Origin of the sequence: Amycolatopsis sp. CA-161197 (assembly GCF_050942255.1) — a bacterium.
In the GTDB taxonomy this organism is placed as follows: domain Bacteria; phylum Actinomycetota; class Actinomycetes; order Mycobacteriales; family Pseudonocardiaceae; genus Amycolatopsis.
On sequence record NZ_CP192059.1, the window covers coordinates 706,264 to 732,702 of the forward strand.

17 protein-coding genes are annotated in these 26,439 nt (G+C 70.7%); 8 read left to right on the forward strand and 9 right to left on the reverse strand.

All coding sequences use genetic code 11. The features are described from left to right. Window positions 1-8: 8 nt before the first annotated feature. From asnB to ACQPXB_RS03545, 7 genes are all read left to right on the forward strand, one after another. A complete protein-coding gene (gene asnB / locus ACQPXB_RS03515; protein WP_366589194.1) occupies window positions 9-1,922 on the forward strand; it encodes an asparagine synthase (glutamine-hydrolyzing) in 1,914 nt (637 codons plus the stop codon). Between the two features lie 7 nt (window positions 1,923-1,929). Further along, window positions 1,930-4,110 carry a bi-domain-containing oxidoreductase gene (locus ACQPXB_RS03520; protein ID WP_432849425.1) on the forward strand — a complete coding sequence of 727 codons (2,181 nt, stop codon included), beginning with the start codon at window positions 1,930-1,932 and terminating at the stop codon, window positions 4,108-4,110. Then, a complete protein-coding gene (locus ACQPXB_RS03525; protein WP_432849427.1) occupies window positions 4,110-6,014 on the forward strand; it encodes an alginate lyase family protein in 1,905 nt (634 codons plus the stop codon). The genes ACQPXB_RS03520 and ACQPXB_RS03525 overlap by 1 nt, the downstream gene beginning before the upstream one ends. A 176-nt stretch (window positions 6,015-6,190) precedes the next feature. Then, window positions 6,191-7,564, forward strand: a complete 1,374-nt coding sequence (locus ACQPXB_RS03530; RefSeq protein ID WP_432857273.1) for a right-handed parallel beta-helix repeat-containing protein — start codon at window positions 6,191-6,193, stop codon at window positions 7,562-7,564. 1 nt (window position 7,565) lies between these two features. Beyond that, entirely contained in the window at window positions 7,566-8,810 is a 1,245-nt protein-coding gene (locus ACQPXB_RS03535; RefSeq protein WP_432849429.1) for an O-antigen ligase domain-containing protein, read from the forward strand. Then, a complete protein-coding gene (locus ACQPXB_RS03540) occupies window positions 8,807-10,000 on the forward strand; it encodes a glycosyltransferase (protein ID WP_432849431.1) in 1,194 nt (397 codons plus the stop codon). Before ACQPXB_RS03535 ends, ACQPXB_RS03540 begins: the two co-directional genes overlap by 4 nt. A 188-nt stretch (window positions 10,001-10,188) precedes the next feature. Further along, on the forward strand, window positions 10,189-10,830 hold the full coding sequence (locus ACQPXB_RS03545; RefSeq protein ID WP_432849433.1) for a phosphatase PAP2 family protein: 642 nt from the start codon (window positions 10,189-10,191) through the stop codon (window positions 10,828-10,830). 204 nt (window positions 10,831-11,034) lie between these two features. Here ACQPXB_RS03545 and ACQPXB_RS03550 read toward each other — a convergent pair whose 3' ends face one another. Then, complete coding sequence (locus tag ACQPXB_RS03550; RefSeq protein WP_432849435.1) at window positions 11,035-12,486, reverse strand: right-handed parallel beta-helix repeat-containing protein; 1,452 nt, start codon at window positions 12,484-12,486, stop codon at window positions 11,035-11,037. 141 nt (window positions 12,487-12,627) lie between these two features. Then, window positions 12,628-17,946: an RHS repeat-associated core domain-containing protein gene (locus tag ACQPXB_RS03555; RefSeq protein WP_432849437.1), complete on the reverse strand. Its 5,319-nt coding sequence runs from the start codon at window positions 17,944-17,946 to the stop codon at window positions 12,628-12,630. 119 nt (window positions 17,947-18,065) lie between these two features. On the opposite strand from ACQPXB_RS03555, the gene ACQPXB_RS03560 reads away from it, so the two are divergent. Then, a complete protein-coding gene (locus tag ACQPXB_RS03560) occupies window positions 18,066-18,767 on the forward strand; it encodes an SAM-dependent methyltransferase (RefSeq protein WP_366575908.1) in 702 nt (233 codons plus the stop codon). Between the two features lies 1 nt (window position 18,768). On the opposite strand, the gene ACQPXB_RS03565 is transcribed toward ACQPXB_RS03560, so the two are convergent. From ACQPXB_RS03565 to ACQPXB_RS03595, 7 genes are read right to left on the reverse strand one after another with little or no spacing between them, the layout of a single operon-like run. After that, window positions 18,769-20,079: a glutamate-1-semialdehyde 2,1-aminomutase gene (locus ACQPXB_RS03565; protein ID WP_432849439.1), complete on the reverse strand. Its 1,311-nt coding sequence runs from the start codon at window positions 20,077-20,079 to the stop codon at window positions 18,769-18,771. A gap of 12 nt (window positions 20,080-20,091) precedes the next feature. After that, window positions 20,092-20,634 carry a dTDP-4-dehydrorhamnose 3,5-epimerase gene (gene rfbC, locus ACQPXB_RS03570; RefSeq protein WP_366575905.1) on the reverse strand — a complete coding sequence of 181 codons (543 nt, stop codon included), beginning with the start codon at window positions 20,632-20,634 and terminating at the stop codon, window positions 20,092-20,094. Continuing rightward, a complete protein-coding gene (locus ACQPXB_RS03575) occupies window positions 20,631-21,815 on the reverse strand; it encodes a polysaccharide pyruvyl transferase family protein (RefSeq protein ID WP_432849441.1) in 1,185 nt (394 codons plus the stop codon). The genes rfbC and ACQPXB_RS03575 overlap by 4 nt, the downstream gene beginning before the upstream one ends. Then, window positions 21,812-22,765, reverse strand: a complete 954-nt coding sequence (locus tag ACQPXB_RS03580; RefSeq protein ID WP_366575901.1) for a glycosyltransferase family 2 protein — start codon at window positions 22,763-22,765, stop codon at window positions 21,812-21,814. Before ACQPXB_RS03580 ends, ACQPXB_RS03575 begins: the two co-directional genes overlap by 4 nt. Further along, window positions 22,762-24,108, reverse strand: a complete 1,347-nt coding sequence (locus tag ACQPXB_RS03585; RefSeq protein ID WP_432857276.1) for a hypothetical protein — start codon at window positions 24,106-24,108, stop codon at window positions 22,762-22,764. The genes ACQPXB_RS03580 and ACQPXB_RS03585 overlap by 4 nt, the downstream gene beginning before the upstream one ends. A gap of 42 nt (window positions 24,109-24,150) precedes the next feature. Then, window positions 24,151-25,416: a DUF4910 domain-containing protein gene (locus ACQPXB_RS03590; RefSeq protein ID WP_432849444.1), complete on the reverse strand. Its 1,266-nt coding sequence runs from the start codon at window positions 25,414-25,416 to the stop codon at window positions 24,151-24,153. Beyond that, entirely contained in the window at window positions 25,416-26,438 is a 1,023-nt protein-coding gene (locus ACQPXB_RS03595) for an NAD-dependent epimerase/dehydratase family protein (RefSeq protein ID WP_432849446.1), read from the reverse strand. Before ACQPXB_RS03595 ends, ACQPXB_RS03590 begins: the two co-directional genes overlap by 1 nt. Between the last annotated feature and the right edge of the window lies 1 nt (window position 26,439).

Genomic DNA, 26,439 nt, shown 5'->3' on the forward strand with positions numbered 1-26,439 from the left:
TCACGCACATGTGCGGCATCGCAGGTGCCTACCACTGGCCGGACGGCGGCCCGCTCACCGATCGGCTCACGAAGTGCCTCGCGCACCGCGGGCCCGACGGTTCGGGTCGCTACGACCACCGGGCCGGCGCCGGGGAAGTCCACTTCGGACACCGCAGGCTGTCGATCGTGGACCTGTCCGAGACGGGCGCGCAGCCGATGGTGGCCGAGGGGCTCGCGCTGACGTACAACGGCGAGCTCTACAACGCGCCCGAGCTGCGCGCGGAGCTGGAGGGCAAGGGCGTGCGGTTCCGCGGCACGTCCGACACCGAGGTGCTGCTGCGGGCGTGGCGCGAGTGGGGCGTCGACTGCCTGCCGCGGCTGCGCGGGATGTTCGCGTTCGGCGTCTTCGACGAACGCACCGGTGAGCTCACGCTGGTGCGCGACCAGCTGGGCATCAAGCCGCTGTTCTTCGTGCAGCGCAACGGTGGCGTCGCGTTCTCCTCGGAGCTCAAGGCACTGGCCACCGAGCTCGGCGGCACGCTGGAAGTCGACAAAGCGGCACTCATCGCGTCGCTGCTGTACTACTGGGTGCCCGACAGCCGGTGCGCGTACCGCGAGGTCGAGAAGCTGCAGCCCGGCACGTGGGTGCGCTTCCGTCCCGACGGCACGAGCGAGCGCGGCGCGTACTGGTCGCTGCGTCAGGTCGCCGAGGAAGGCGAGGCCTATCGCGGCGACGTCGACCTGCACCAGGTGATCGCCGACTCCACGAGCAAGCACCTGCTCTCCGACGTCCCGGTCGCCACCTTCCTCTCCGGCGGCCTGGACTCCAGTTACCTCACTGCGCTCGCCGCGCGCCGGCAGCCCGGGATCTCGGCTTACACCATCGGTTTCCGCGCCGAGGACGCCAAGTTCGAGGCGATGCCGGACGACCTGAAGTACGCCCGGATCGTCGCCAAGCAGTTCGGCGTGGACCTGCACGAGATCGAGATCGCGCCGCAGGTGCTCGACCTGTTGCCGCGCATGACCTACCACCTGGACGAGCCCATCGGCGACCCCGCGGCCATCAACTCGTTCCTCATCTGCTCGGCCGCGCGCGAGGCCGGTGTGAAGGTGATGCTGTCCGGCATGGGCGCCGACGAGATGTTCGCCGGCTACCGCAAGCATTACGCGAACCAGCTCGCCCTGCGCTACCAACGCGTTCCGGGCCTGGTGCGCAAGCCCATCGAGACCGTCGTGGACCGCCTGCCGGTCGCGTCCGCCAGCCGCGGCTACCGCACGGTGCGCTTCGCCAAGCGGTTCCTGTCGTTCGCGGAGCTGCCGGAGGAGACGGCGTTCCGGCGCAGCTACACGATGTACGACCGCGGCGAGCTGCTCGACCTCGTGAACCCGGACCTGGCCGCCGACGTCGACGACGTGCTCACCGAGCACGCCGACACCTACCACGACCAGCACCTGCGTGACTACGTCAACCGCATGTGCCTGGCCGACACGCGGATGTTCCTGCCCGGCCTGAACCTCACCTACACCGACCGCTCGACGATGGCCGCCTCCACCGAGGTGCGCACGCCGTTCGTCGACGTCGAGGTGGTCAAGGCGGCGTTCCGGGTGCCCGGCAACAAGAAGATCGTCGGCCGCCAGGGCAAGGCGGCGCTCAAGGAAGCCGCGCTGGCGATCCTGCCGAAGGAGATCGTCTACCGCCCGAAGGGGCTCTTCAGCGCCCCGCTACGGGCCTGGATGAGCCGAGACCTCGCCCCGCTGGTGCGGGAGGTCGTGAACGAGGGCGTGCTCGTCGAATCCGGGTTCCTGCAACGCGAAGCGCTGCAGAAGCTCGTGGCCGAGGACGCCGCCGGGCAGCAGGACCGCGCGAAGCACCTCTGGCACGTGTTGACCCTCGAGTACTGGTACCGCGCCGCTTCTTCCACCGCGATTTCGAGCAGCTAGGAGTGCTGTGAAGCAGGTAGTGCAGAACTACAAGAGCGGGGAGCTGGCCCTCCTCGACGTCCCCGTGCCGGCGTGCAAGCCGGGCGGCGTGCTCGTGCGCACGGTGTACTCGCTGATCTCGACCGGCACCGAGATGATGAAGGTGTCCGAGGCGAGCATGTCGATGATCGGCAAGGCGCGGTCGCGGCCGGACCAGGTCGCCAAGGTGATGCAGAGCGTCGCCACCAACGGCCTCGCCGCCACCTACCGCAAGGTCACCAGCAAGCTCGACTCCTACACGCCGCTGGGCTACTCGCTGGCCGGTGTGGTCGTGGAGGTCGGCGCGGGGATCGACGACGTCGCGGTGGGCGACGTCGTGGCGTGCGCGGGCAACGAGCACGCGCTGCACTCCGAGCTCAACTGGGTGCCCAAGAACCTCTACGCGCGGGTGCCGGCCGGGCTCGAACCCCGGCACGCGGCGTTCGGCACGGTCGGCTCGATCGCGATGCAGGGCGTGCGCCGCGGTGAGCCGCAGCTCGGCGACCTGGCTATGGTGATCGGCCTCGGCCTGATCGGGCAGCTCGTGGTGCAGCTGCTGGTCGCCTCCGGGGTGCGCGTGGTCGGCGTCGACCCGGACCCGTCGCGGTGCGAGCTGGCCGAGCAGCTCGGCGCGCTGGCCTGCGCGCACCCGGCGTCGGACACGATCGAGAGCGCGGTCGCGGAGCTGTCCGGCGGCCACGGCGTGGACCAGGTCTACCTGGCCGCGGGCGGCGCCTCCAACGACCCGGTGGAGCTGGCCGCGCGGCTCGCGCGCGACCGCGGCCGCGTGGTCGACATCGGCAAGATCTCGCTCAACCTGCCGTGGAACGCCTACTACGAGAAGGAGCTCGACGTCCGCTTCTCGCGTTCGTACGGGCCGGGCCGCTACGACTCCGAATACGAGCTCGAGGGTCGCGACTACCCGATCGGCTACGTGCGCTGGACCGAGCGCCGCAACATCGAGTGCTTCCTCGACCTGGCCGCGCGCGACAAGCTCGACGTCGAGCCGCTGATCACGCACACCGCGGACTTCTCGACGGCCGTGGAGACGTACAAGTCGCTGCAGGACGGCGAGCTCAAGGCCGTCGCGGTGCTCTTCCAGTACCCGGCCGGCCCGGAGGGCGAAGCCGAACCGGTGGTGTCGTCGGTCGCGCCGCCCGCTGCGCTGACCACGCGGGCGACTCCGCGCGGACGCCTGCGCGTCGGGTTCGTGGGCGCGGGTAACTACGCGTCGTCGATGCTGCTGCCGCACCTGGTGGAGCAGGACCGTGTGGCACTGTCCGAAGTGGTCACCACGTCGGCGCTCTCGGGCGCGAATGCCAAGCGCAAGTTCGGCTTCGCGAAGGCCACCACCGACCTCGACGCGCTGCTCGCCGACGAGTCCGTGGACACCCTGTTCGTGGTGACGCGCCACAGCTCGCACGCCGAGCTCACGCGGCGTGCGCTGCTCGCGGGCAAGGCCGTGTTCGTGGAGAAGCCGCTTGCGCTGTCGGAGAAGGAGCTGCGCGGGATCGTCGAGGCCATCGAGGAGTCGGGCAACAACCGGCTGCAGGTGGGCTTCAACCGCCGGTTCGCGCCGCTGCTCAACGAGGCCAAGATCCAGTTCGGTCCCCGGTTGGGCCCGGCGTCGGTGCGGTACCTCGTGAACGCGGGCCGCCTGGAGTCCAACAGCTGGTACAACCAGGCCGACTCCGAGGGCTCCCGGTTCGTCGGCGAGGGCGGCCACTTCATCGACACAGTGAGCTGGTTCCTCGGCAGCGACCCGATCTCCGTCTACGCCACCGCGACGCCGGGCAACGACGACCTGCAGGTGCTGCTGCGCTACGCCGACGGCTCCACCGCCGCCATCAGCTACGTGACCAGCGGCTCCACGTCGTTCCAGAAGGAGACGCTGGAGGTGCTGGCCGACGGCAAGGTGCTGAAGTTCGACGACTTCGCCCGCGCGTCGGTGTACGGCAAGAAGCGCTGGGCCAGCTCACGCATCCCGAAGGGCCGCGACAAGGGCCAGAAGGCCGAGATCGACGCGTTCGTCACGGCGCTGACCACCGGCGTCGCGATGCCGATCGGCGTCGAGTCGCTGGTGAACACCACGCTGGCCACGCTCGCCGTGAACCGCAGCCTCGAAACCGGCGCGCCGGTGCGGCTGGAGCCGAAAGAGGTGCTCGGCTGATGGATCCCGCCTGGTACCTGCGAAGACTTTCGGCCATGAGCCCGGCCGAGGTCGCCGGGCGCGCCACGGACGCGCTGCGCAAGCAGCAGTGGCGCGGGGTCGCGAAGCAGAAGGCCACGTGGCTGCCGCACCGCGCGTTCGCCGGGCCGGCGAGCGTCGACGGGGTGTCGGCCGAGGCGCGCGCGGAGCTGCTGGCCACGGCCGAGCGGCTGATGGACGGCCACGCCGAGTACTTCGGCGTGGAGCGCGCTGACCTCGTGACACCGGACTGGTCCTTCGACCCGAAGACCGGACGCCACGCGCCGGCCGACGCGTACTCCTTCGACATCGCCTACCGCAGCGAAGACACGGTCGGCGACATCAAGCAGATCTGGGAGCCCTCGCGCCACCAGCACCTGACCGTGCTGGCCGCCGCGTACGCGCTCACCGGCGAAGACCGCTACGCCCACCGCGTGGCCGATCACCTGAAGTCCTGGTGGGCGGCCAATCCGCCGATGCGCGGCGTGCACTGGGTGAGCGGCATCGAACTGGGCATCCGGCTGCTGTCGTGGGTCTGGGTGCGCCGCCTGCTCGACGGCTGGTCCGGCGCGTCCGGTCTGTTCGAGGACAACCCCGAGGCGCTGCACCAGATCTGGCACCACCAGCGCTGGCTGGCGGCGTTCCCGAGCCGCGGTTCGTCGGCCAACAACCACGTGATCGCCGAGGACGCCGGACAGCTGGCGGCCGCCTGCGCATTCGACTGGTTCCCCGAGTCGCCCGCCTGGCGCGACGCGGCCGTGAAGTCCCTGGACACGCAGCTGCAGGCCAACACGTTCGCGTCCGGGCTCAACCGCGAGCTGGCCACGGAGTACCACGGCCTGGTGCTGGAGCTGGGCCTCGCGGCCGCGCTGGAAGCCGGGCCGCTGGTGCCGACGTCGACCTGGCTCGTGCTCCGGCGGATGTGCGACGCACTGGCGTCCATTGTGGACTCCAGCCTGCGGCCGCCTCGCCAGGGCGACGCCGACGACGGCTACGGCCTGATCGTCGACGGCACCGGCACCAGCCGCTGGGCCTCGCTGCTCGCCACCGGCGACGCGTTGTTCGGCCGGCAGGAGTGGTGGCCGAAGGTGCCGGGCAGCTTGAACAACACGGTGCTTGCGGTCGTTTTCTCTTCGCTCGGCACGGTTCCCGAGCTCGCCGACCCGCGACCCCCTCGGCGGATCGACGACCTCTTCGACGCCGGCATGACGATCCTCCGCACCCCGGCCGGCGAACCCGAGGAGATCTGGGTCCGCTGCGACGGCGGTCCCCACGGTCTCCTCGCCATCGCCGCCCACGCCCACGCGGACGCGCTGGCGCTCGAGGTCCGCCACGACGGCGTCGACATCCTCGCCGACCCGGGCACCTACTGCTACCACGGCGAACCCGAGTGGCGCTCCTACTTCCGCTCGACGCTCGGCCACAACACGCTGCAGCTCGGCGACACCGACCAGTCGACCTCGGGCGGGCCGTTCCTGTGGACCCGGCACGCGCGGACCCGCACGCTCGCCGTCGGCCCGGTGCGCTGGCGCGCCGAGCACGACGGGTACGCGCCGGCCGTGCACCGCCGGTGCGTGGAGCTGGAAGACCGGACGCTGACGATCCTCGACGAGGTCGACGGCGACCTGACGCTGCCGGCCAAGCTGGCCTTCCACCTCGGCCCGCTCGTCGAGGTCACGCTCGACGGCAGCACGGCGCGGCTGAGCTGGCCCGGCCACACGGCGACGCTGGCGCTGCCGCCGGCGTTGACCTGGACCGCGCACCGCGGCGAGACGAGCCCGCCGCTCGGCTGGTACTCCGCCGGGTTCGGCCGGCGCGAACCGTCGACCACGTTGATCGGCGTTGGCACGGCCGCGAAACCCTTGACCACCACGTTGAGTTTTTAAAGATCGAAAGGATCCACCCGGTGCGATCGACCAGCAGGCTTTTGCTGTTCCTGGGTCTGCTGTGCCCGCTCGTGCTCGCCGGGTGCTCGAGCGCGCCCGACGACGATGCCGCTTCGAGCCAGGCCGCGGCGACGTCGGCGGCGCCGACCGGACCGGTGGCGGCGGTGTGCGACAAGATGCCGCCCGGTCCCGCCACCGCCCCCGCGGGCGCGGTGAGCGTGGACCCGGCGGTGCCGGACGACCTCGCCGCCAAGACGCGCACCGCCCCGGCCGGCACCACGTTCTGGCTCGCGCCGGGCAGCCACCACCTCGGTGACGACCGGTTCGACCAGGTCCAGCCGAAGGACGGCGACGTCTTCATCGGCGGCCCGGGCGCGGTGCTCGACGGGCGCAAGGTCAACCAGTACGCGTTCACCGGTCACGCCAAGAACGTGAAGATCACCAACCTCACCGTGCAGAACTTCGTCGCGCCGCGCGACGAGGGTGTGGTGAACCACGACTCCGGCGACGGCTGGACGATCCAGCACACCACGCTGCAGGACAACGACGGCGCGGCCCTGATGGCGGGCAACAAGCAGCAGGTGCTCGACAACTGCCTGCGCCGCAACGGCCAGTACGGCATGAACGCCTTCTCCGCCGGCGACGACATCACCGGGCTGGTGGTGCGCGGCAACGAGATCACCGGCAACAACACCGGTGACTGGGAGAAGAAGGTCGACGGCTGCGGCTGCACCGGCGGCATCAAGTTCTGGGCCGTCAACGGCGCCGACGTGATCGGTAACTGGGTGCACGACAACCGCGGCACCGGCCTGTGGGCCGACACGAACAACAACGACTTCCTCATCGAGGGCAACCTCATCGAGAACAACGACAGCTCGGCCATCACCTACGAGACCAGCTACAACGCCGTGATCCGCAACAACACCATCCGGCGCAACAACCTCGTCGACGGCCGTGACTACGCCGACCGCGGCGACTCGTTCCCGATCGCGACCATCTACATCTCCGAGTCCGGCGGCGAGCCGCGTGTGACGGCGCGTACGTCGAAGCTCGAGATCTACGGCAACGTGTTCGAGAACAACTGGAACGGCATCACCCTGTGGGAGAACGCCGACCGCTTCTGCAACAGCCCGGCCAACACCTCCAGCGGCGTCTGCACGAAGCTCGTCCCCGACACCGCGAAGTGCGCGGCGCCGGCGATCGCGCAGAAGCCGCTGTACGACGACTGCCGCTGGAAGACTCAGCGCGTGGACATCCACAACAACCGGTTCTCGCTGGTGCCCTCGGCGATCGGCTGCGAGGAGACGTGCGGGCGCATGGGCCTGCTGTCGAACTTCGGCACCTACCCGGACTGGTCGCCGTACAAGGGTGACGTGGTGCAGAACGCGATCACCTTCAAACAGGGCAACAGCTGGCACGACAACGCGTACGTGGGGCCGTGGACGTTCATCGCCACCGACATGAGCCACGTCCTCGGCATCGGCGAGTGGGAGGGCGCGCCGTACAACCAGGACGCGCGCACGACGTATGAGCGTGGTGGGGGAGGCTGATATGGCCCTACTGACCAGTATCCGGCAACCGACGGCGGCGGAGACGGGTGAGCCGACGCCGAAGCTCGTCGGCGCCGCGTGGGCGTTGCTGATCCTCAACACCCTCGGCTCGACCGGCGCGGAGACCGTGGTCCCGCTGCCGCGCGCGGTGAGCCAGCTCGTGACCATGGGCGCGCTGATGACCGCGTTCGTGATCGCGCTGGCGCTGAACCCGCGGCTGAAGATCCGGCCGAGCGCGTACCTGCTGCTGCTCACGTTGCTGCTGGTCACGAGCACTGTCGCGAGCCTGCACCTGGAAGCCGGGTTCGGGTCGCTGTTCCGGTGCTTCCGGTTCGGGGTGTTCCTCGCGACGCTGTGGCTGCTCACGCGCTGGTGGAACGGCGGGTTCACGTTCGTGCGCCACCACATCAAGATGTTCAGCGCCGTGCTGGTGTCCGTGGCGATCGGGCTCGTCATCGCACCGGGCAAGGCCATGCCGGAGAGCTACGGCGGCCGGCTCGCGGGTGCGGTGTGGCCGCTGACGCCGCCGCAGGTCGGGCAGTACGCGGCCGTGATCGCGGGCCTGGCGGCGCTGCTGTGGCTGGGCAAGCGCACGACGATGACAAGCGCGTTGATCGTGATCGTGCCCTCGCTCGGGCTGCTCCTGCTCTCGCACACGCGCACGGCGACGCTCGGTCTCGTGGCCGGTCTCGTGGTCGCGCTGCTGTCGCTGACCATGACGAACGCCCGCGCGCGCAAGGTGTTCACCACGTTCGTGCTGGTGGCGGGCTTCGCCGTGGTGGTGCTCGGCGGGCTGCTGCAGGCGTGGTTCCTGCGCGGGCAGAGCGAGGAGAACTTCTCCAGCCTCACCGGCCGTGCGAAGGTGTGGGACGCGCTGCTGGCGGCGCCGCGCACGGTCAACGAGTACATCTTCGGCGTCGGGCTCACCGACAAGTCCTACGACGGCCTGCCGATCGACAACAGCTGGCTCGCGGTCTACCACGAGCAGGGGTTCACGGGCATCGCGATCGTCGCGGCGTTCCTGCTGGTGCTGGTCGCCGTGGCCGTGCTGCGCCCCCCGTCGCTGGCCCGCGCGTGTGCGATCTTCCTGATCACGTACTGCATTTCCGCCTCCTACACCGAGGCCGGGCTCGGTGACGCGTCGCCGTACCTGCTCCACCTGGCGCTGGCCGCGTCGCTGCTGGCCCAGGGCACCGTGCGGACCGCTTCCGACGAAGAGTTCATTCCGAAGGGGCAGCCCGCATGAAGGTGCTCGTGGTCCACAACCGCTACCGCTCGGAGCAGCCGAGCGGGGAGAACAACGTGGTCGACGCCGAGACGGCTTTGCTGGCCGCCGGCGGCGTTCGCGTGTCGTTGTTCGAGCGGCTAAGCGACGACATCGCGGCCATGTCGTTGCCGCGCAAGGCTTTGGTGCCGGTGCAGGTGCCGTGGAACCGGTCGGCGCGAGCCGAGCTGACGGCTCGGTTGCAGGTCGAGCGGCCGGACGTGGTGCACGTCCACAACACGTTCCCCCTGCTGTCACCTTCGGTGCTGGCGGCCTGCGCGGACGCGCGCGTGCCGGTCGTGGCGACGCTGCACAACTACGGCATGGTCTGCCCGCCCGGCACGCTGTATCGCGACGGCCGCATCTGCACGGACTGCGTGGGCGGCGCGCCCGTTCCCGCCGTTCGGCACGGGTGTTACCGGGGTTCGGCCGCGGCGACGGTGCCGATGGCCGCGAACCTCCTGCTCAACCGCTCGCGCTGGCGCAGCGACGTGACGCGCTTCTTCTGCATCTCCGACGCCCAGCGGCGCTTGCTGGTCGACGCGGGCATGCCGCCTTCGCGGATGACCGTGAAGCACAACTTCGTGACCGATCCGGGTGTGCGGCGGGCGGGCGAGGGTGCCCACGTGCTGTTCCTCGGCCGGCTGACGGAGGAGAAGGGCGTGCCGCTGCTGATGGCGGCGTGGGACCGGCTCGGCGGTTCGCTCGGCTTGCCGCTGGTGATCGCGGGGACCGGGCCGCTTTCGGACGAGGTCTCGGCTTGGGCCGCTTCGCGCACGGACGTTTCGTACGTGGGCCTGCAGGACAAGGCTTCGTGCCAGGCGTTGACGGCTTCCGCGGCAGCGGTGGTGGCCCCTTCGGCGTGGCTGGAGGCGTTCGGGCTCGTCGTGGTCGAGGCGATGGCCGCCGGCGTGCCCACCGTCGCCCCTGCCCACGGCGCGTTCCCGGAACTGATCTCCGACGGCGTCACGGGCCTGCTTCACGAACCGGGCTCGGCGGTCTCGTTGGCCGAGTCACTGCGCGACGTCGTCGCGGACCCCGAACGCAACCGCAAGATGGGCGACGCCGCCCGCCGGCGCTACGACGAGGACTTCACCCCGGCGGTGGGCTTCCGCCGGCTGGTCGAGGGCTACGAAGCGGCGATCGCCGCCCACCGTTTGACACCAAGGTGACGACGAGAGCCGTACGTTTTCCTCAGAGGTCCCGCACGGTCGGGCACCGCGGCTGAAAGGGCGCTCGCCTCCATGCAGACCTCCCGCAGCACCACCCCCACGCTCTGCCCGCCGGCAGACTTCGCGCCGGTGGCCTGGGCGCCGACGAACCGCACGCCGGCCGGCTCCGCGCTGATCGGCGCCACTCGATGAGATCCGCCGTCCGGGCGGCGCCGCCCGCGTTGCCGGTTTCCGTGCGCACGCCGGTGCTGGTCGTGGCCGGCCTCGGTCTGGTCGTGCTGGTGGTGCTCGCCGTGCTGTTCGCGGGGGAGTCCCAGCCCACGGCGTTCGACACGCCGCTCCTGCCCGGCCCGGACCTGCTGCCCGACCCGTGGTGGTACATCGCCACCGCCGTGGACTTCGTGGGCGAGCCGGTGGGCTCGGCGATCGTCATCGTGCTCCTCACCGGCGGCACGCTGCTCGCCCGCCGCCCCCGCACGGCCGTGCTCACGCTGGTCGGCTGCGGGCTCACGGTCGCCGTGACGTCGCTGCTCAAGCCCATCACCGGCCGCACCATCCACGGCCACTTCCTGTCCTACCCGAGCGGCCACACGGCCTTCGCGACGGCCCTGGCCCTCATCGCCGCCTTCCTCCTGGCCGACCGCCTCCGCCGCCCGGCCGCGCTCACCGTCACCGCCGCCCTCGCCCTCGCCGCGGCCGCCCTCATGGCCTGGGCCGAAGTCGGCCTCGGCGCCCACTACCCGACCGACACCATCGGCGGCTTCGCGGCGGCGCTCACCATCATCCCGGCCACGGCGCTCGCCATCGACCGGATCGCCGCTCGGCTGTAGGGGTTTAGTCCTTCGCGGGGGCGGCTTGTGTTGGGCATGCACCCCGGCCGGCGGTGGGGTAGGTGCCAAAGCGCCTCAATGTGGCGTTCGGTGCGTTCAGCGCAACGAACGCCGCATTGGGTGCGTTCAGCGCAACCAATGCCGCATTGGGGGCGGGGCGAGAAGACGAGCGCCCCTGGCGGGACCTTGGCGCGATGTGCGGCGTCAGAACTTGCTGCCCTGGTCCTGCCCGTACGGGCCCGCCTGCCATTGCTCCGGCGTGAGGACCCGGCTGGTGTCGTGGGCGACAAAGGTCCACGGGCCGGAGTACGTGTTGTCGCTGAAGTGGTTGTTCTGGTCGAAGGTGATGGCCTGCTGCACCACGTCGCCCTTGTACGGGGACCAGTCGGGGTAGCTGCCGTAGTTGGACAGCACCGCCATGCGGCCGCAGAACTGCGTGCAGCCCAGGTGTGCCGGGTCGAAGGTGAAGGTGTTGTCGTGCACGGTCACGTTCTGGGTTTTCCAGCGGCAGTCGTCGTACAGCGGCTTCTGCGTGATGGCAGGCGCGGTGCACTGGGCCTTCGTGGCGAACGGCGTGCAGTAGCCCGTGGACGTGTTGGCCGGGCTGTTGCAGAAGCGGTCGGCGTTCTCCCACAGGGCGACGCCGCCCCAGTTGTCGTCGAAGGTGTTGCCGCCGATGTCGATCTGGTGGGTGCGCGCGCCGAGGCGGGGTTCGCCGCCGGACTCGGAGAGGTAGATGGTGGCGACGGGGAAGTTGTCGCCCTTGGCGGCGCGGGCGCGGCCGGCGACGAGGCCGTTGCGGCGGAACACGTTGTCGCTGACGGTGAGGTTGTGGCTGATCTCGTAGAATAGCGCCTCGGCGTCGTTGTCCTCGATCACGTTGTCCTGCACGAGGAAGTCGTTGTCGTTCGTGTCGGCCCACAGGCCGGGGCCGTGGTTGCCGTGGACCCAGTTGCCGGTGACGTCGGCGCCGTTCACGGCCCAGAACTTCACGCCGCCGCTGCAGCCGCAGCCCGGCGACTTGGTCTCCCAGTCGTCGGTGTTGTTGCCGGTGATCTCGTTGCCCTCCAGCACGAGCCCGGTGATGCCGTCGCCGGCGCGGTAGGCGTTCATGCCGTACTGGCCGTTGTCCTTCAGGCAGCTGCGCCGGACTTCCTGCCGGTCGCCCGCCATCAAGGCGGCCCCGCGGTTGTCCTCGATGGTGCTGTCCTCGATCACCCAGTGCGTGCCGGAGTCGTGGTTCACCACGCCCTGGTCCTGCGGCGCGGCGAAGCCACGCACGGTGAGGCCGCGGATCGTCACGTCCTTGGCCTGCCCGGTGAACGCCGCCTGGTTGACCCCGCGGCCGTCGAGGATCGCGCCCGGTGCGCCGAGGTAGGTGTCGCCGTCCTTCGGCTGGACCTGGCCGAACGCGTCGGTGCCGAGCGTGTGCGTGCCGGGCTTGAGCCAGAACGTGGTGCCCGCCGGGCTGGCCGACGTGCGCTGCGCGAGCTCGCTGTCGTGCGCCGGATCCACCACCACGGCCCCGGACGGCGCCGAGGCGTACTCCGTCACCGTCGTGCCGCACACCGCGGCGGTCCCGGCCGAGGCCGTCGTCCCGGAAAGGCTGCCGGCGAGTACGACGAGCCCCACCACGACGGCCACAGATCTACCCATGGCCCAACGCTACGGTCCGCCGGCGCCCCCGTAACTTCCCTGATGGGGTTCGCCGGCTGCCCCGACGAGTGAATCTCCCTTGCCTGACAACACATTTCCGCGAAGTTGCGCAATTAGTGGATCATTTCCGAAGTGGACTGATCAGCTCAGATCCGTGGAACCGTCGATCCGCTGGAACGAGCCTCCCGTGCCGTCGCCCTTCACCTGCGGCACGCCGAGCAGGTCGCCGATCCCGGCCGACCTCGGCGGCAGGTCGACCCCGCCGACGTTGACCGGTGCGGCACCGTTCCAGTTGTGCGGTTTGCCGTGCGCCTCGCCGATCTCCATCACGTACTTGCCCGGGTTGGCCGCCTGGTGGTACTGCACCGACTCGGCGCCGTAGGAGTTGAACATCGCGTGGCGCTGGAACAGCCCGGCGCTGCCGTCGAGATCGCGCCGCGCCGGGTTGCCGCCGATGCCGATCACGTCGACGCCCTCCTTCTTCGCCGACTCGATCACCTGCCCCACCAGCTTGCCGTTCGGGCTGGAGTCGAGGTACTTCTTCAGGTCCGGGTGCATCTCGCTGCCGGGCGGGGAGTTCAGGTAGTCCTTGACCATGCCGTTGTGCGCGTCGTCGCGCAGGCTCTCCAGGTAGACCTTGTTGACGCCGTTCTGCTTGAGGTCGCCCATGTTGTCGCGCATCATCTCGAGGCCCGGGTGCTTGCCGTCGTGCTTGCCGCCGACGACCACGCCGTCGTACTTGTCCAGCAACGAGCCCGTCGCCTCGTGCTTGTCCATCACGGGGCGCAAGCGGTCGTCCACTTCCTGATCGCGGTCGGCGTCGCGGTGGTCCTGCTTGTTGTTCTCGGCCACCTGGTTCGCCGTGTGCTGGTCGCGGCGGTCCTGCTGCTCCCAGAAGTTGCGCGTGTTCGGGTCGTTGCGGCCCAGCGCCTCGACGGCCTGGCGGTCCTTGGACACCGGGTCGACGAGACCTTCACCGCGTGCGTGCTCGTGCAGCTTTCCGCCGAGCCCGCGGTTGTTCTCCAGCATCGTCTGGGCGTCGCCGTCGAGCGTCAGGCGCTGCTTGTGCGGGTTCGGCACGCCGGCCGTCTGCGCGATGTCGTTGAACTTCTCCTCGTCACGGATCTTGTTCGGCGTCCGGCCCGTCTTGCCCGACTTGCGCGGCCCGCGCAGGTTCAGCGAAGGCCCGTCCGGCGTGCTGTGCGCCTGGTCGAACGACAGCTTGCACGGCGCCAGCCCCAGCGGGTCGGTCCAGCCGACGGGGTCGGCGACGTAGGCGTACGGGTTGGTCGCGGGGCTCAGGCCCGACGGGTCCGGGCTGAGGTACCGCGCCGCGTTCGGGTCGTAGTAGCGGTGGAAGTTGTAGTGCAGGCCCGTTTCGTCGTCGTGGTACTGCCCGGCGAAGCGCAGCGGCGTCGGCATCGGACCGTTCGCGGCGCCCCACGCGGTGAGCGTGCCGTGCCAGACCAGGCCCTGTTCGGCGTCGAGCAGCTCGGTCGGGGCGCCGGCGAGGTCGGTGATCACACCGCGGAGGCTGTGGTCGCGCCATTCGCCGCTCGCCTGGTGCAGCACGCGTTCGGTCTGCGTGAGCACACGGCCGCTGCCGGGCTCGGTGTGCCAGACCAGCGCGCGCACGCCGTCGGTGACCTGCTCGGCCAGCTGCTCACCGTCCCAGGTGAACTCGGTGCGGGTGCGCAGGGTGCCGGTGGCGTCGAGGAGTTCCTTCGCGACGCGGCGGCCGAGCGCGTCGTAGCGGTAGCGCCAGTGGTGGCCGGCCGGGGTGTGCACGGCGACGAGCCGCTCATGACCGTCCCATTCGTACCGCCATTCGTTGCCCTCGGCGGTCCGGCGCAGCACGAGCTTGCCGTCGGGGTCGTACTCGTACTCCGCGGTGTCATCGCGCTTGAGCAGGCTGCCGGCGTACGCGCGATTTCCCGGCTGCACGAGGTTGCCCGCCGCGTCATAGCCGTAGGTCTCCCGGCTCGCGGGGCCCTCGACGGCCAGCGGACGGCCGATCGGGTCCAGCCGCAGCTGCCGCTGCCCGGTCAGGGCGTCGTCGATTGCGGTCACGGTGTCGTCGTGGCGGTAGTGCAGCGAGCGTTGCTGCAGTGGCCGGCCGTTCGCGAGGGTCTGCGTGACGAGCCGGTCGCGGGCGTCCCAGCCCTGGCGCAGCCGCACGTTCCCCAGCCGCCGCTCGACTTCGCGGCCTTCGAGGTCGCGCACGGAGGTGAGCTCGCGGCCCGCGGTGAGCAGCGCGATCGGCCGGCCCGCCGCGTCGTGGCGCCATTCGGCGTGAGCGCCGGTCGGTGTCGTGCGCGAAGTGCGCCGGCCCGAAGCGTCGAAAGTGGACGACAGCACGCGGCCGTTCACCGACTCCTCGACGAGGCGGCCGGCCGGATCGTAGGTGCGGCGCAGGTCTGCGTCCTCGTTGACGGCCCGGACGAGCCGGCCGGCGGGGTCGTACTCGTAGGTGGCGACCGCACCGTCGGCGTCGAGCCGCACGATCCGGCCCAGCGCGTCGTAGCCGAAACGCAGCACCCGGCCGCTCGCCGAGGTCTGCTCGACCAGCCGGCCTGCCGCGTCGTAGCGGAAGGCGCGGCGGCGGCCGTCGTAATCGGTGTCGGCGGCGAGCCGGCCCGCGGCGTCGTACTCGTAGCGCCACTGCGCGCCCAGCTCGTTGCGCACGCCCGTGACGCGGGTTTCGGTGTCGTAGCTCAGTTCCACGTGCGAGCCGTCGACCGCGGTCACGGCGACGGGCCGGTCGAACCCGGAGTAGTCCGTGCGCGAGACGGTGGTGGCTTCGCGGGTTTCGCGGAGGTTGCCTTCGCCGTCGTGGCGGTAGGACACGCTCGTGCCGTCCGGTCGCGTGACGCTCAGCCGCTCGCCCTCGACGGTCCACGCGGTGCGCGTGACCGCGCCCAGCGCGGTGGTTTCGGCGGCCGGTCGGCCGAAGCGGTCGAAGACCGTGCGCTGCGTCGCGCCGACGGCGTCGGTCACCGCGACCGGGAGGCCGGCGGCGTCGTACTCGTAGCGGGTCGTCTCGCCGAGCGGCCCGGTGACGGAGGCGGGCAGGCCCGGCCGCGCGTACTCGAAACGCGTGCGGGCGCCGAGCGGGTCGACGGCCGCCGCGACGTCACCGTCCTCTGTGTACTCCCGCAGCCACACCGCGCCGTCGGCCTCGACGACCTTCACCGGGCGGTGCTCGTCGTCGTATTCGGCGGTGGTGCGGGAGCCGTCGGCGGCCACGATCGCCACGAGGTCGCCGGCGTCGTCGTAGTGGTTGCGGGTGGTGGCACCCAGCGCGTCGGTGCTCGAGAGCAGCCGGTCGCGGTCGTCCCACTCCATCCGCGTCGTGAAGCCAAGCGGGTCGGTGACCGCGACGACCTGGAACGCGTCGTTGAGGTCGAACACCGTGGTGGCACCGAGCGAGTCGACGGCCGTGGTGCGGCGTGGCTCGTACGCGAGGCTGTAGCGCAGGTCGCCGTCGCGGCCTTCGGCGCGTACGCAGCGGCCCTGCGTGTCGTAGGAGTAGCGGTACCACATGCCGTTGCGGTCTTCCCAGCTCGCGAGCCGGCCCTCGGCGTCGTAGCCGAAGCGCAGCGGGAGGTCCGAGGAGTTACGGACCTCGGCCAGGTTCGCGCGCTCGTCGTAGGCGTAGCGCACGAGCACGACCGGCGCACCGCCGCTGAGTAGCGTCAGCTCGGTGACGCGGCCGCCGTCGGTGGTCACGCCGACGTGGTGGCCCGCGGAGTGCGTCAGGTCGGTCAGCGTGCCCGCGTCGTCGTAGGACAGGCGGAAGTGCTGATCGCCGGCCATGGTGCTCACCGTGACCAGGCGCCCGGTCGCGCCGGAGAACAGCAGCGCGCGGCCGCGGTCGGGCTGGGTGAGCACGTAGGAGCCGTCGATGCCGCGCGTCAGCGGCCACGCCGGGCCGGTCACGGGCAGCACCTCGCCGCCGACGACGGGCTTCGGGTATTCGAGGAAGGTGCCGTCTTCGGCCGCGAAGTGCACGGCGTCGCCGTCGGCTTCGAGCCGCTGGTCGAGCGTCGAGGCCCACGACGCGCCGAAGGCCCGCCCGATCCGGTACGACGACAGGTGCGTGCGCGAAAGGACCAGTGGCAGCGCCGCGTCCAGCCGGACGTCCTCCTGCGTGAGCATGACCCGCCCCGTGGAGACGTCGATCGGGTCACCGCAGGCGAGGCGGTCGGCCGTCGGGGTGTCGTTCGAACGCGGGGTGGTGTTGGCGTCCTTGATGGAGCTCTGCGCCGACGTGGTGTCCTTGCCCCCGCTCTTGCCGCCACCTTCGCCGCCGGGCAGGCCGCGGTCGGCCGGCGGCGGGTCGAGCGGCGGCGGGCTGCTCTTCGCCGGCGGCGGGGTGTTGCCCGCGCTGGACGCGCTCGTGGAGTCGTTCGGCGGCGGGCTGTTCCTGGCCGGCGGGGGCGGGGTGCCACCCGCGCTCGACGCACTGGTCGAGTCGTCCGTCTTCACCGGCGGCGGGTCGCTCTTGACCGGCGGCGGCGTGTCCCCGGCACTGGACGTCGTCGTCGCGTCGTCGTTCTTGGCCGGCGGGGGAGTGTCGTGCTTGGGCGGCGGCGTGTAACCCGACGCCGTGGTGCTGTCGCCCCCGCCCTTCGGCGGCGTCTTCACGTCGGGTGCCTTCGGCGGCGCATCGATGCTCTTCGGCTTCGGCGGCGCCGAGATCTTGCCCCCCTTGAGCCCCTTCAACGCCTTGCCCGCGTCCTCGAACAGCGTGCCCGCCTTCTTCAGCAACGGCATCAACGCCTTCAGCGCTTTGATCAGCTTCGTGGTGACGTCGGTGATCTTCGACGCGGTCTTGGCCACCGCGTTCACCACCTGCGGCACCACCCACGTCAACCCGATCCCGAGCGTGAACACCACCTGCAACGCCCAGCTGATCATGTGCCCGACCAGATCCGCGATGATGTCGCGCACCAGCGCCCGCACCGCGCCCACGACCTCACCAGCCGTCTTCACGCCGCTGGCCGCGCCCTCCGTGCCCTTCTGCGCACTGCCCAGCAACGCCGCCAGATCCTGGCTCCGCTGCCGATACGCATCCGCCGCCGCCCCCGTCCACGACTGCAGATCCGCCTGGACCATGTCCTGCAGATCCGACGCGACGGCCTCCAGCTCACCCGCGACGTTCTTCCACGTCTCCGACTGCGCCGCGATCTGATCCGCGTTGCCGGTCAGCCCGTTGAGCGCCTCCTTGAGCGGCCCGACGTGCTCCATCAGCCACCCGACGCCGGCCGCGAGGATCGCCCCGAACGGGTCCATCGCCATCGACAGCGCGTCCAGCGCCGTCCCGACCGCCCCCATCGCCACCGACGCCCAGTCGCCGGTCTCGATCGCCGTCTTCAGATCGTTGGCGTCTTCCAGCAGCGTGATGCCCGAATACGCCTTCGTCGAGTCCTGGGTCGGCGCGATCAAGGGGTTGCTCATGAATGAGACACGGTGCCAGAAACCCCTTCGGTTCACCTTCCGTTCAGCCGAGATGTCGATCACTCCGGCGCCGGAAAACCACGTGACACCGGTCCGGCCCGGCAGCGAGGCTGTCGCCCGTGCCCGACGACTTCACGCTCTCCCGCCGTTCCGCCATGCGCTGGAACGCCCCGCTCGACGAATCCCACGCCGCCCTGCTGCTCGACCGCCTCGACGTCACCGACGGCACCGTCGTCGACCTCGGCGCGGGCTGGGGTGAGCTACTGATCCGCGCGGTCGACGGCACCGCCGCGCGAGGCATCGCCGTGGACACCGACGAGGTGGCGATCGAACGCGGCCGCCTCGCCGCGAAGGAGCGCGGCGCCCAGGTCGAGTTCGTCGAGCAGGACGCCGCCACCTGGCAGAGCCGGGCCGACCGCGCGCTCTGCATCGGCGCGTCGCACGCCTTCGGCGGCACCCGCCAGGCGCTGGCCGCCCTCGCCGGCGTCACCGACCACCTGCTCTACGGCGACGGCTACTGGTCAGCCGACCCCACACCCGCCGCCCACGAAATCTTCGGCGACGACGTCCTTCCGCTGCCCGACCTCCTCGACGCCTGCCGCGACACGGGCTGGCGCGTGCTCCACCTGAGCACCGCCGACCAGCGCGAATGGGACGACTTCGAGTCCACCTCCCGCGCCGGCCGGCTGCGCTGGCTGCTGGCGAACCCGGACGACCCACGCGCCGCCGAGACGCGCGAGTGGCTCGACACCCGCGAACGCGAGTACGTCACCGCGTATCGGGGTGTGCTCGGGTTCGCCTACCTGGTGCTCGTCAAGTAGTTCAGGCCTTGCGGCGGAACACCGGCTTCACCGGCCGCCCGCCCAGCCACGGCGACGGGTCGCCCGCGTCCAGGGCCTTGCGGTAGACCACGCAGGCCCCGGAGACGACCTCGACGGTGTGGTCGATGTCCGCGTCCGTCAGGGCCGCGCTGACCACGAACGACGGACCCAGCACGCCGCCCGTCACGAGCTGGCGCAGGAACAACGTGCGGTAGTCCTGCGACGGCGCGCCGGACGCGTCGAGCGTGCCGAAGACCAGGTTGCTGTCGCGGCCGCGCACCACCACGTGGTCGGCCACATCGTGCGACGCGGCCACCTCGCGGACGCCGGCGGCCAGCCGCGCACCCAGCGCGTGCAGCCGGGCGGTGACGTCCTCGGCCTCGTAGGTGTCCATCACGGCGATCGCCGCGGCCAGCGAGTGCGTCTCGGCGCCGTGGGTGGTGGACAGGAGGAACACGCGGTCGCGCGAGTCGCGCAGGCCGCCGAGCTCCATGAACTCGCGCTTGCCGGCCAGTGCCGACACCGCGAAGCCGTTGCCGAGCGCCTTGCCGAACGTCGAGAGGTCCGGCGTGACGCCGAACATCCCCTGCGCGCCGTGCTCGGAGAAGCGGAAGCCGGTGATCATCTCGTCGAAGACCAGCAGCGCGCCGTGGCGGTGGGCGAGGTCGCGCAGGCCCGCGAGGTACCCGTCGGGCGGGTCCTGCTGCGTCGCGGCCTCCAGGATCAGGCACGCGATCTGCCCGTCGTGCTGCTGCAGCAGGGCTTCGGTCGCCGCAAGGTCGCCGTACGGGAAGCGCACGGTCAGGTCCGTGATCTCACCCGGGATGCCGGCCGCCATGGCCGTGGTGCCGATGAACCAGTCGTCGGTGGAGAAGAACGCGTGGTCGGCGCACAACGCGACCAGCGGCCGGCCCGTCACGGCACGCGCGAGCCGCACGGCGGCCGTCGTCGCGTCGGAGCCGTTCTTGGTGAACTTGACCATGTCCGCGGTCGGCACGTTCCCGAGGAACCGCTCCGCGGCCTCGGCTTCCACAATGGACGGACGCGCGAAGTTGCTGCCCCGCTCGATCTCGCGGCGCACGGCCTCGGTCACGCGCGGGTGGGCGTGCCCGAGGCTCACCGACCGCAGGCCCGAGCCGTACTCCACGTACTCGTTGCCGTCGACGTCCCACACGTGCGCGCCGCGGCCGTGGGAGATCACGGGCGCGAGGTGCTCGGGGTACTGGTCCTCACCCTTGGCGTAGGTGTGCGCGCCGCCGGGGATCACCCGGTGCAGCCGCTCGTTCGCGGCACGGGAGCGGGGCAGGTCCATTGTGGTCACCTTCTAGGTCTGCAGCGCCTCAGCCAGCGAGGGCGCGGTCTTGTCGCGTTCGGACATCAGCGTGGGCGGCAGCGGCCACGGAATGGCGAGTTGAGGGTCGTTATAGGCGATACTGACGTCTTCGTCCGGATTGTGCACGCGATCGATGCGATACGAGACATCAGCGATATCGGAAAGTGCCTGAAACCCGTGTGCGCACCCGGCGGGGATGTAAATGCTCACCTGGGTGTCGCCGGAAAGCCGGAACGTCTCCATGGCCCGGAAGGTCGGCGACTCCGGCCGAAGGTCCACGACCACGTCGAACACCTCGCCGAACGAGCACCGCACCAGTTTCGCCTCGCCGTCGCCCGAGCGCAGGTGCATCGCGCGCACCACGCCCCGCACGGACCGCGACACGCTGTCCTGCACGAACGCGTCCGGGTCGATGCCGACGGACCGCGCGACGTCCGCGTCGAACGTGCGCGAGAAGAACCCGCGTTCGTCGCGGTGCGGCGTCGGCTGGAAGAGGATCAGGCCGGAGATCGCCGGCACGGGAATGGCTTTCATCGGGCCTCCGAAAAGGGGAACAGTGTGGACGACAACACGGCGAACTGGGATTTCAGCCGTTGCTTGTTGTCCTCGTTGCGTTCGTCCAGCGTCGTTTTCAGTTCCGTCGCGCGGTGTTCCAGCTCCTCGAACTGCGCGATCAGCCGCGGCACGTCCACCGACCGCGCTTCCTGGCAGAACTCGCCGAGGCCCATTTCGGCCATCAGCACGTCGTTCTTCTTCGCGTACCCGATCGCGACGGTCGGTTTCCCGGCCTTCAGCGCGCACAGCACGTTGTGGTAGCGCGTGGCCACGACCGTGCCGACGCCGGCCATCGCGGTCATCAGCTCGCCCAGTGACCCCGGCGGCTCGGCCGTGACCAGCGGTGAGTCCACCTCGGCCACGATCTCGTCCACCACGGCGAGGTCGGCCCGGTCGCCGATGAACAGCCGCACCGGCCGGCGGTCGGCCACGAGGTACCGCACGAACTCCGTCAGCGAGTCCACATAGGACCGGTAGATCTCCTCGCCCCGCGCCCGGTCGTCGTTCCCGCCGAAGTAGGCCATCACGCCGACCCCCACGGCCCGGGGGTCTTCGTCCGCGACCGGCGTCGGCAACGAGAACGCCAGGTCCGGGTACACGTTGTCACCCGCGGTCCGCACGCCCATGTCCGCCATGGCCGAACGCGACAGCTCGTCGCGGTAGGACCGGTACGCGGCGAGCTGCGCCGCCTGCCGCACCAGGAACCGCGTGGCCGGCATGGTGATCCGGTCGGCGCCCACGCTGACGAGCGCCACCTTCGTGCCGAACAGCCGCCCCAGCAGCGAAAGCAGGAACAACGCGTAGGGGAAACCCCACGGTCGCAACGGGAGCGTCGCCTCCAGCACGCCCATGCCCGGCACGATCACCACGTGCTGGCGGCGCACCCAGCGTGCCGTGCGCACCACGTCGACGAGCTTGCCCAGCGCCTTCGTGGCGATCGCGCGCACGCCGGCCGCCGTGCGGTACTCATCGGAGTACCAGTTCAGCCGGGTGGCGGGCACGCCGTAGCGGGCCTGCACGACGTCCGGGCCGCCGCAGAACGCCGACACCGCGGCGTCCGGGTGTTCCGCGCGCAGGAAACCGAGCACGGCTTCCAGCGACCCGTCGTTGCCGAGGTTGCCCGAGCCCAGGAGCCCGAACACACCGACGCGTGTGGTCACGAAACCCGCCGTTCGCGGCCGGCCACGACCAGGTCGACGGTCATCGACAGCTCGTCGGCCGCCACCGGCGCGCGGTCCTCCACCCGCTCCCCGGCGCCGCCCGGGCGCGCGCGGCTCGTGAACCACTCGACCAGCGCGAGGTAACACGCCCGGCGTTCGCGCGAAGACAGCGGCGCCTTGCGGATGCCGTGCACGTAACCCCACACGTACTCGGCCAGCAGCCGCGCCGTCGGGTTCGTGATCGGGTTGCCGCGCTTCGGGTCGAGGTTCGCGCACCGCGAGCGCTTGCTCGGATTCGCGCGTTCGGCGCGGTCCGGGTGGTCGCGGCGGAAGTACAACAGCTCCGGCACCTGGTGGAACGGCCCGTGCAGCGCCAGCTCGGCCACGTAGGTGCGGTCGGCGTGGTGGTAGCTGTCCATCGGCGTGACGCGGCGCAGCACGTCGGTGCGCATCACGCCGTAGAAGTCGTCGCCGCCGGGTTCGAACAGCAGGCTCTTGAACCGCGTCGACGGCCGCGGCGCATCGGTCTTGTGCACGTAGTCCAGCGGCACGGTCACCGCGCCGTTCTCGTCGATGATCGCCTGGTGCGAGTGAGCCAGGATCACCTCGGGCCGCTCGTCGAGCGCCGCGATGCACTTGGCCAGCAGTTCGCGCCCGTAGAGGTCGTCGTGCGAGGCCCACTTGAACAGCTCGCCGCGCGCCATGTCGAGCAGCACGTTGTGGTTGGGCGTCGCGCCGATGTTGCGGGCCTGGCGCACGTAGCGGATGCGCGAGTCCTTGCCCGCGTACTGGCGGCAGATCTCTTCGGTGCCGTCGGCCGACGCGTTGTCGGAGATGACCAGTTCGAAGTCCTCGTACGTCTGACCGAGCAACGCGTCGAGCGCCTCGCCCAGGAACTCCTCGCCGTTGTACACGGGCAGACCGATGGTCAGCCGGGGAACCGCGCTCATCCCGTTCTCATTTCTGTCATTCCGTCTGACGCCGAATGAAGCTCTTCATGGCTGAACGATCCTGAAACCGGGCGGAACTCGAGGGAGTGCTCGCCCGTGCGCGGCGCCGGCGTGGCGGGGACGTTCTCCGCGATGGCGAAGTGGTCGCGCAGCGCGATCCGCAGCTGCCACCACCACACGGCCGAGCCGGTGATCGTCGCGATCGCGACACCCCACTCCGACCCGGCGGCACCGCCCAGAGCGGCCCCGATCAAGCCGAACACGACGTAGAACACCGAAGCGATCAGCTGCGAACGCAGGCTGCGCTTCGCCGTGCCCAGCGCGCGCAGGCCCGCCGTCGCGCCGGTTGTGAAGCTCGCGCCGACCACGGCGAACGTCACCGGCAGGATCAGCAGCGACGACGTGTCCCACAGCGAACCGAGCACGAACCGGCCCGCCTCGGCCGGGATGAGCAGCAGCAGCCCGAGGCCCCACGCCAGCGCGGCCGCGGCCTGCACGCCGCCGAGGACCACGCAGAAGTGCCACAGCCGGTGCGGCGAGCGCTGCAGCACCCGCGCGCCTTCGGCCACCGTGACCAGCGAAAGCCCCATCAGCAACGCGAGAAACGGCCCGAGCAGCTGCTCCGCACCGCGCACCGTGCCGACGGCGGCGAGACCGGCGACCGCACCCAGCCCGTACGCGCGCAGCTGCGAAGACCCGCTGTTGCTCACGTTCTCCAGCAGGTAGCGCACGCCCAGCTCGCGGTGGTCGCGCAGCCACGCGCGCACCCCGGCCAGCCGCGGCAGCACGCTCGTCTGCACCCACCCGAACGCCGCCGCGACCCCGGCCGAACAGCCCCAGGCCAGCAGGAACGCGACCACGGTGCCGTAGCGTGCACCGATCACCAGCGCCGGGAACAGCGCCACGGCCTGGATGCCGTCGTTCACGAACGCCTTCTGCCCGGTACCCGCCGCGAAGAAGCCGAACCGCCACGAGTCCTGCACCAGCAGGAACGGCAGCACCACGCCGAGCGCCACGAACGCGCCGCCCAGCGACCCGCCCACGATCAGTCCGAACAGGACACTCACGATCCCGCTCGCGACACCCACGAGCAGCGCCGTGCCCACGGCCTGGCCGAGCGCCTCGCGCCAGCGCGCCTTGGGAACCCCGGAAAACCGCACCATCAGTGGGTCGGTGGCCAGGCCGCGCGAGACGTTGAGGATCACGCCGTAGGTGACCCACGCGATGCTGAACAGGCCGAACGCCGCCGCACCCAGCGATCGCGCGACGTAGAGGCCCACCACGAAATTGGTCAGGCTCGACACGGCCTGGTCGCCCAGGCCCCAGCTCAGCCGCCCCGCCATGGCGCGGACGGCCCGCGAACGCAGGATCGGAGGCACTCGGCCTCACTCCTTGAGCAGGCCGGCGACCTGCAGGGCCTGGGCCGCGGTGGCCACGGCGCCGAACGGCAGGTCCGCGCGTTCGGCGATGTCGAGGAGGCTGTGCTCGCCGTCGGAGTAGGACAGCACCCACAGCATCGCCATCTGCGCTTCCTTGGCGTCGCTGCGGCCGCCGAGCGAGTCGTACAGCCCGCGCTTGCCGAGCTGCGGCTCGCCGTAGGGACTGAGGTTCACGTAACGGCGGTTGCGCTCCAGCACCGAGAACGCCGTCTGCAGCGTGTCGAGCGTGTCCTCCATGGCCTCCGGCGAGACGAAGGCCGGGTTGTCGGCCGACGTGTGGTACTCCGGGTAACCCGCGTACGGCGTGCGCGTGAGGGACCCGACGCCCAGGTTGAAGCCGGGGGAGCAGAACTGCCGCTCGTCGTAGCCGTACGGCGAGAACGCGCGGATCTCGTGCGGCTTGTCCTTGAGCACGTGGGCCATCACGCGGTCGATGTCGGCGTCACCGCGGCGGCTTTGCTTGTACGTCAACGAGCCGCGGTCGCCGGCGCAGGCCAGCACCACGCCGTGCTTCACGCGGTCGACGTGCTCGGCGTTGCGCGCGAGCCACGTGATCGCGCCGATCGTGCCCGGCATGAACAGGAACCGGTACGTGAAGTGCGGCTTTTCCGCCGCCAGCCCCTGTGCCAGCGACACGGCCACCGCAATGCCCGCGAGGTTGTCGTTGGCCAGCGACGGGTGGCAGACGTGGCACGACACGATCACCTCGTCGCCCACCTCGCCGGGCACGACGTGCTCGCCGTAGGTGAGCGAGCCGTCGGCCAGCGTCGAGTCGATCTTCACGTGGTAATCGCCCTCGGGCAACGCGTCGAGCACGTCCTGCGCGACGCAGAAACCCCAGGTGGGCGAGTAGTAGCTGGTCCGGTAGGGGACCCAGGAGGGGCTTTCGGGCAGCGTGTGCAGGCGCCCGCGGAGCTCGGCGAGGCTCATCGTCTCGTCCGCCGGCACGCTGTAGCCGACCACGTGCAGGTTCGACTCGCGGAAGTCGATCACGCGCCGGCCGGAGGCATCCGCGACGTACGCGTCGCGGATGTTCCACTCCTGCGGCACGGTCCAGTCCAGCACCTGCGTGCCGGTGGGCACCTCGTGCACCTTCAGGTCCAGGTGCTCACCGACGATCGCCAGCGTCTGCCGGACGCCGTCCCCCGTGATGCTGCGGCAGAGCGGGTAAAGCCGCTCCACCAGCGCGTGCATCTCGCCCCCCGTGAGCATCAGCGCTGCCGCAGCGTGTCGTCGACGGCTCCCGCAGCCTGACGGTCGGACAGCCAGTTGAGTCGCGTGAAGCGGCGCTCGAACTGCTCCTTGGTGAGCTCGTAGGCGCGGTAGGCGTCGATCAGCTGCAGCGCGCCGTCCTTAACGCCCCACTCGCACTCGAAGCCCGGGATCGCCTCGCGGAAGCGCGAGAAGTCCACGCGGTACGAGCGCGGGTCGGCGCCGGCCTCGCCGGTGATGCGCAGCTTGGAGCCGGGCACGGCCTCCACGACCTCCTGAGCGATCTCCGCCACTGTGACGTTGTTGCGCTCGGTGCCGATGTTGAACGCCTTGTTGTGCACGGCCTCGCGCGGCGCGTCGAGCGCGGCGGTGAAGGCGCGGGCGATGTCGCGCGCGTGAACCAGCGGGCGCCACGGCGTGCCGTCGGACAGCACGAGAACCTCGCCGGAGAGGTAGGCGTGGCCCACGAGGTTGTTGAGGACGATGTCGGCGCGCAGCCGCGGCGAGAAGCCGAACGCGGTGGCGTTGCGCATGTACACCGGGGTGAAGCCGTCATCCGCGAGCTTCGAGACCTCGTCCTCCACGCGCACCTTCGACTCCGCGTACGGCGTGACCGGCCGCAGCGGCGCGTCCTCGTCGACCAGGCCGCCGCCGCCCGAGGCGCCGTAGACCGAGCAGGTGGACGCGTACAGGTACCGGCCGACGCCGGCGTCCTTGGCCAGCCGGGCGAGCCGGACCGACGCGTGGTGGTTGATGTCGTAGGTGAGCTCCGGCGCGAGCGAGCCCAGCGGGTCGTTCGACAGCGCGGCCAGGTGGATCACCGCGTCGAAGCCCTCGATGTGCTCGGGCCGCACGTCGCGCAGGTCGACGGTGATCGACGGCAGGTCCTTCGGAGCCGGCCCCAGGAGGCAGCCCGCGAAGAGCCCGGAGTCGAGGCCGACGACGTCGTGTCCGGCTTCGGTGAGCACCGGCGCCATCACCGTGCCGAGGTATCCCGTGTGCCCGGTCAGCAACACCCGCATG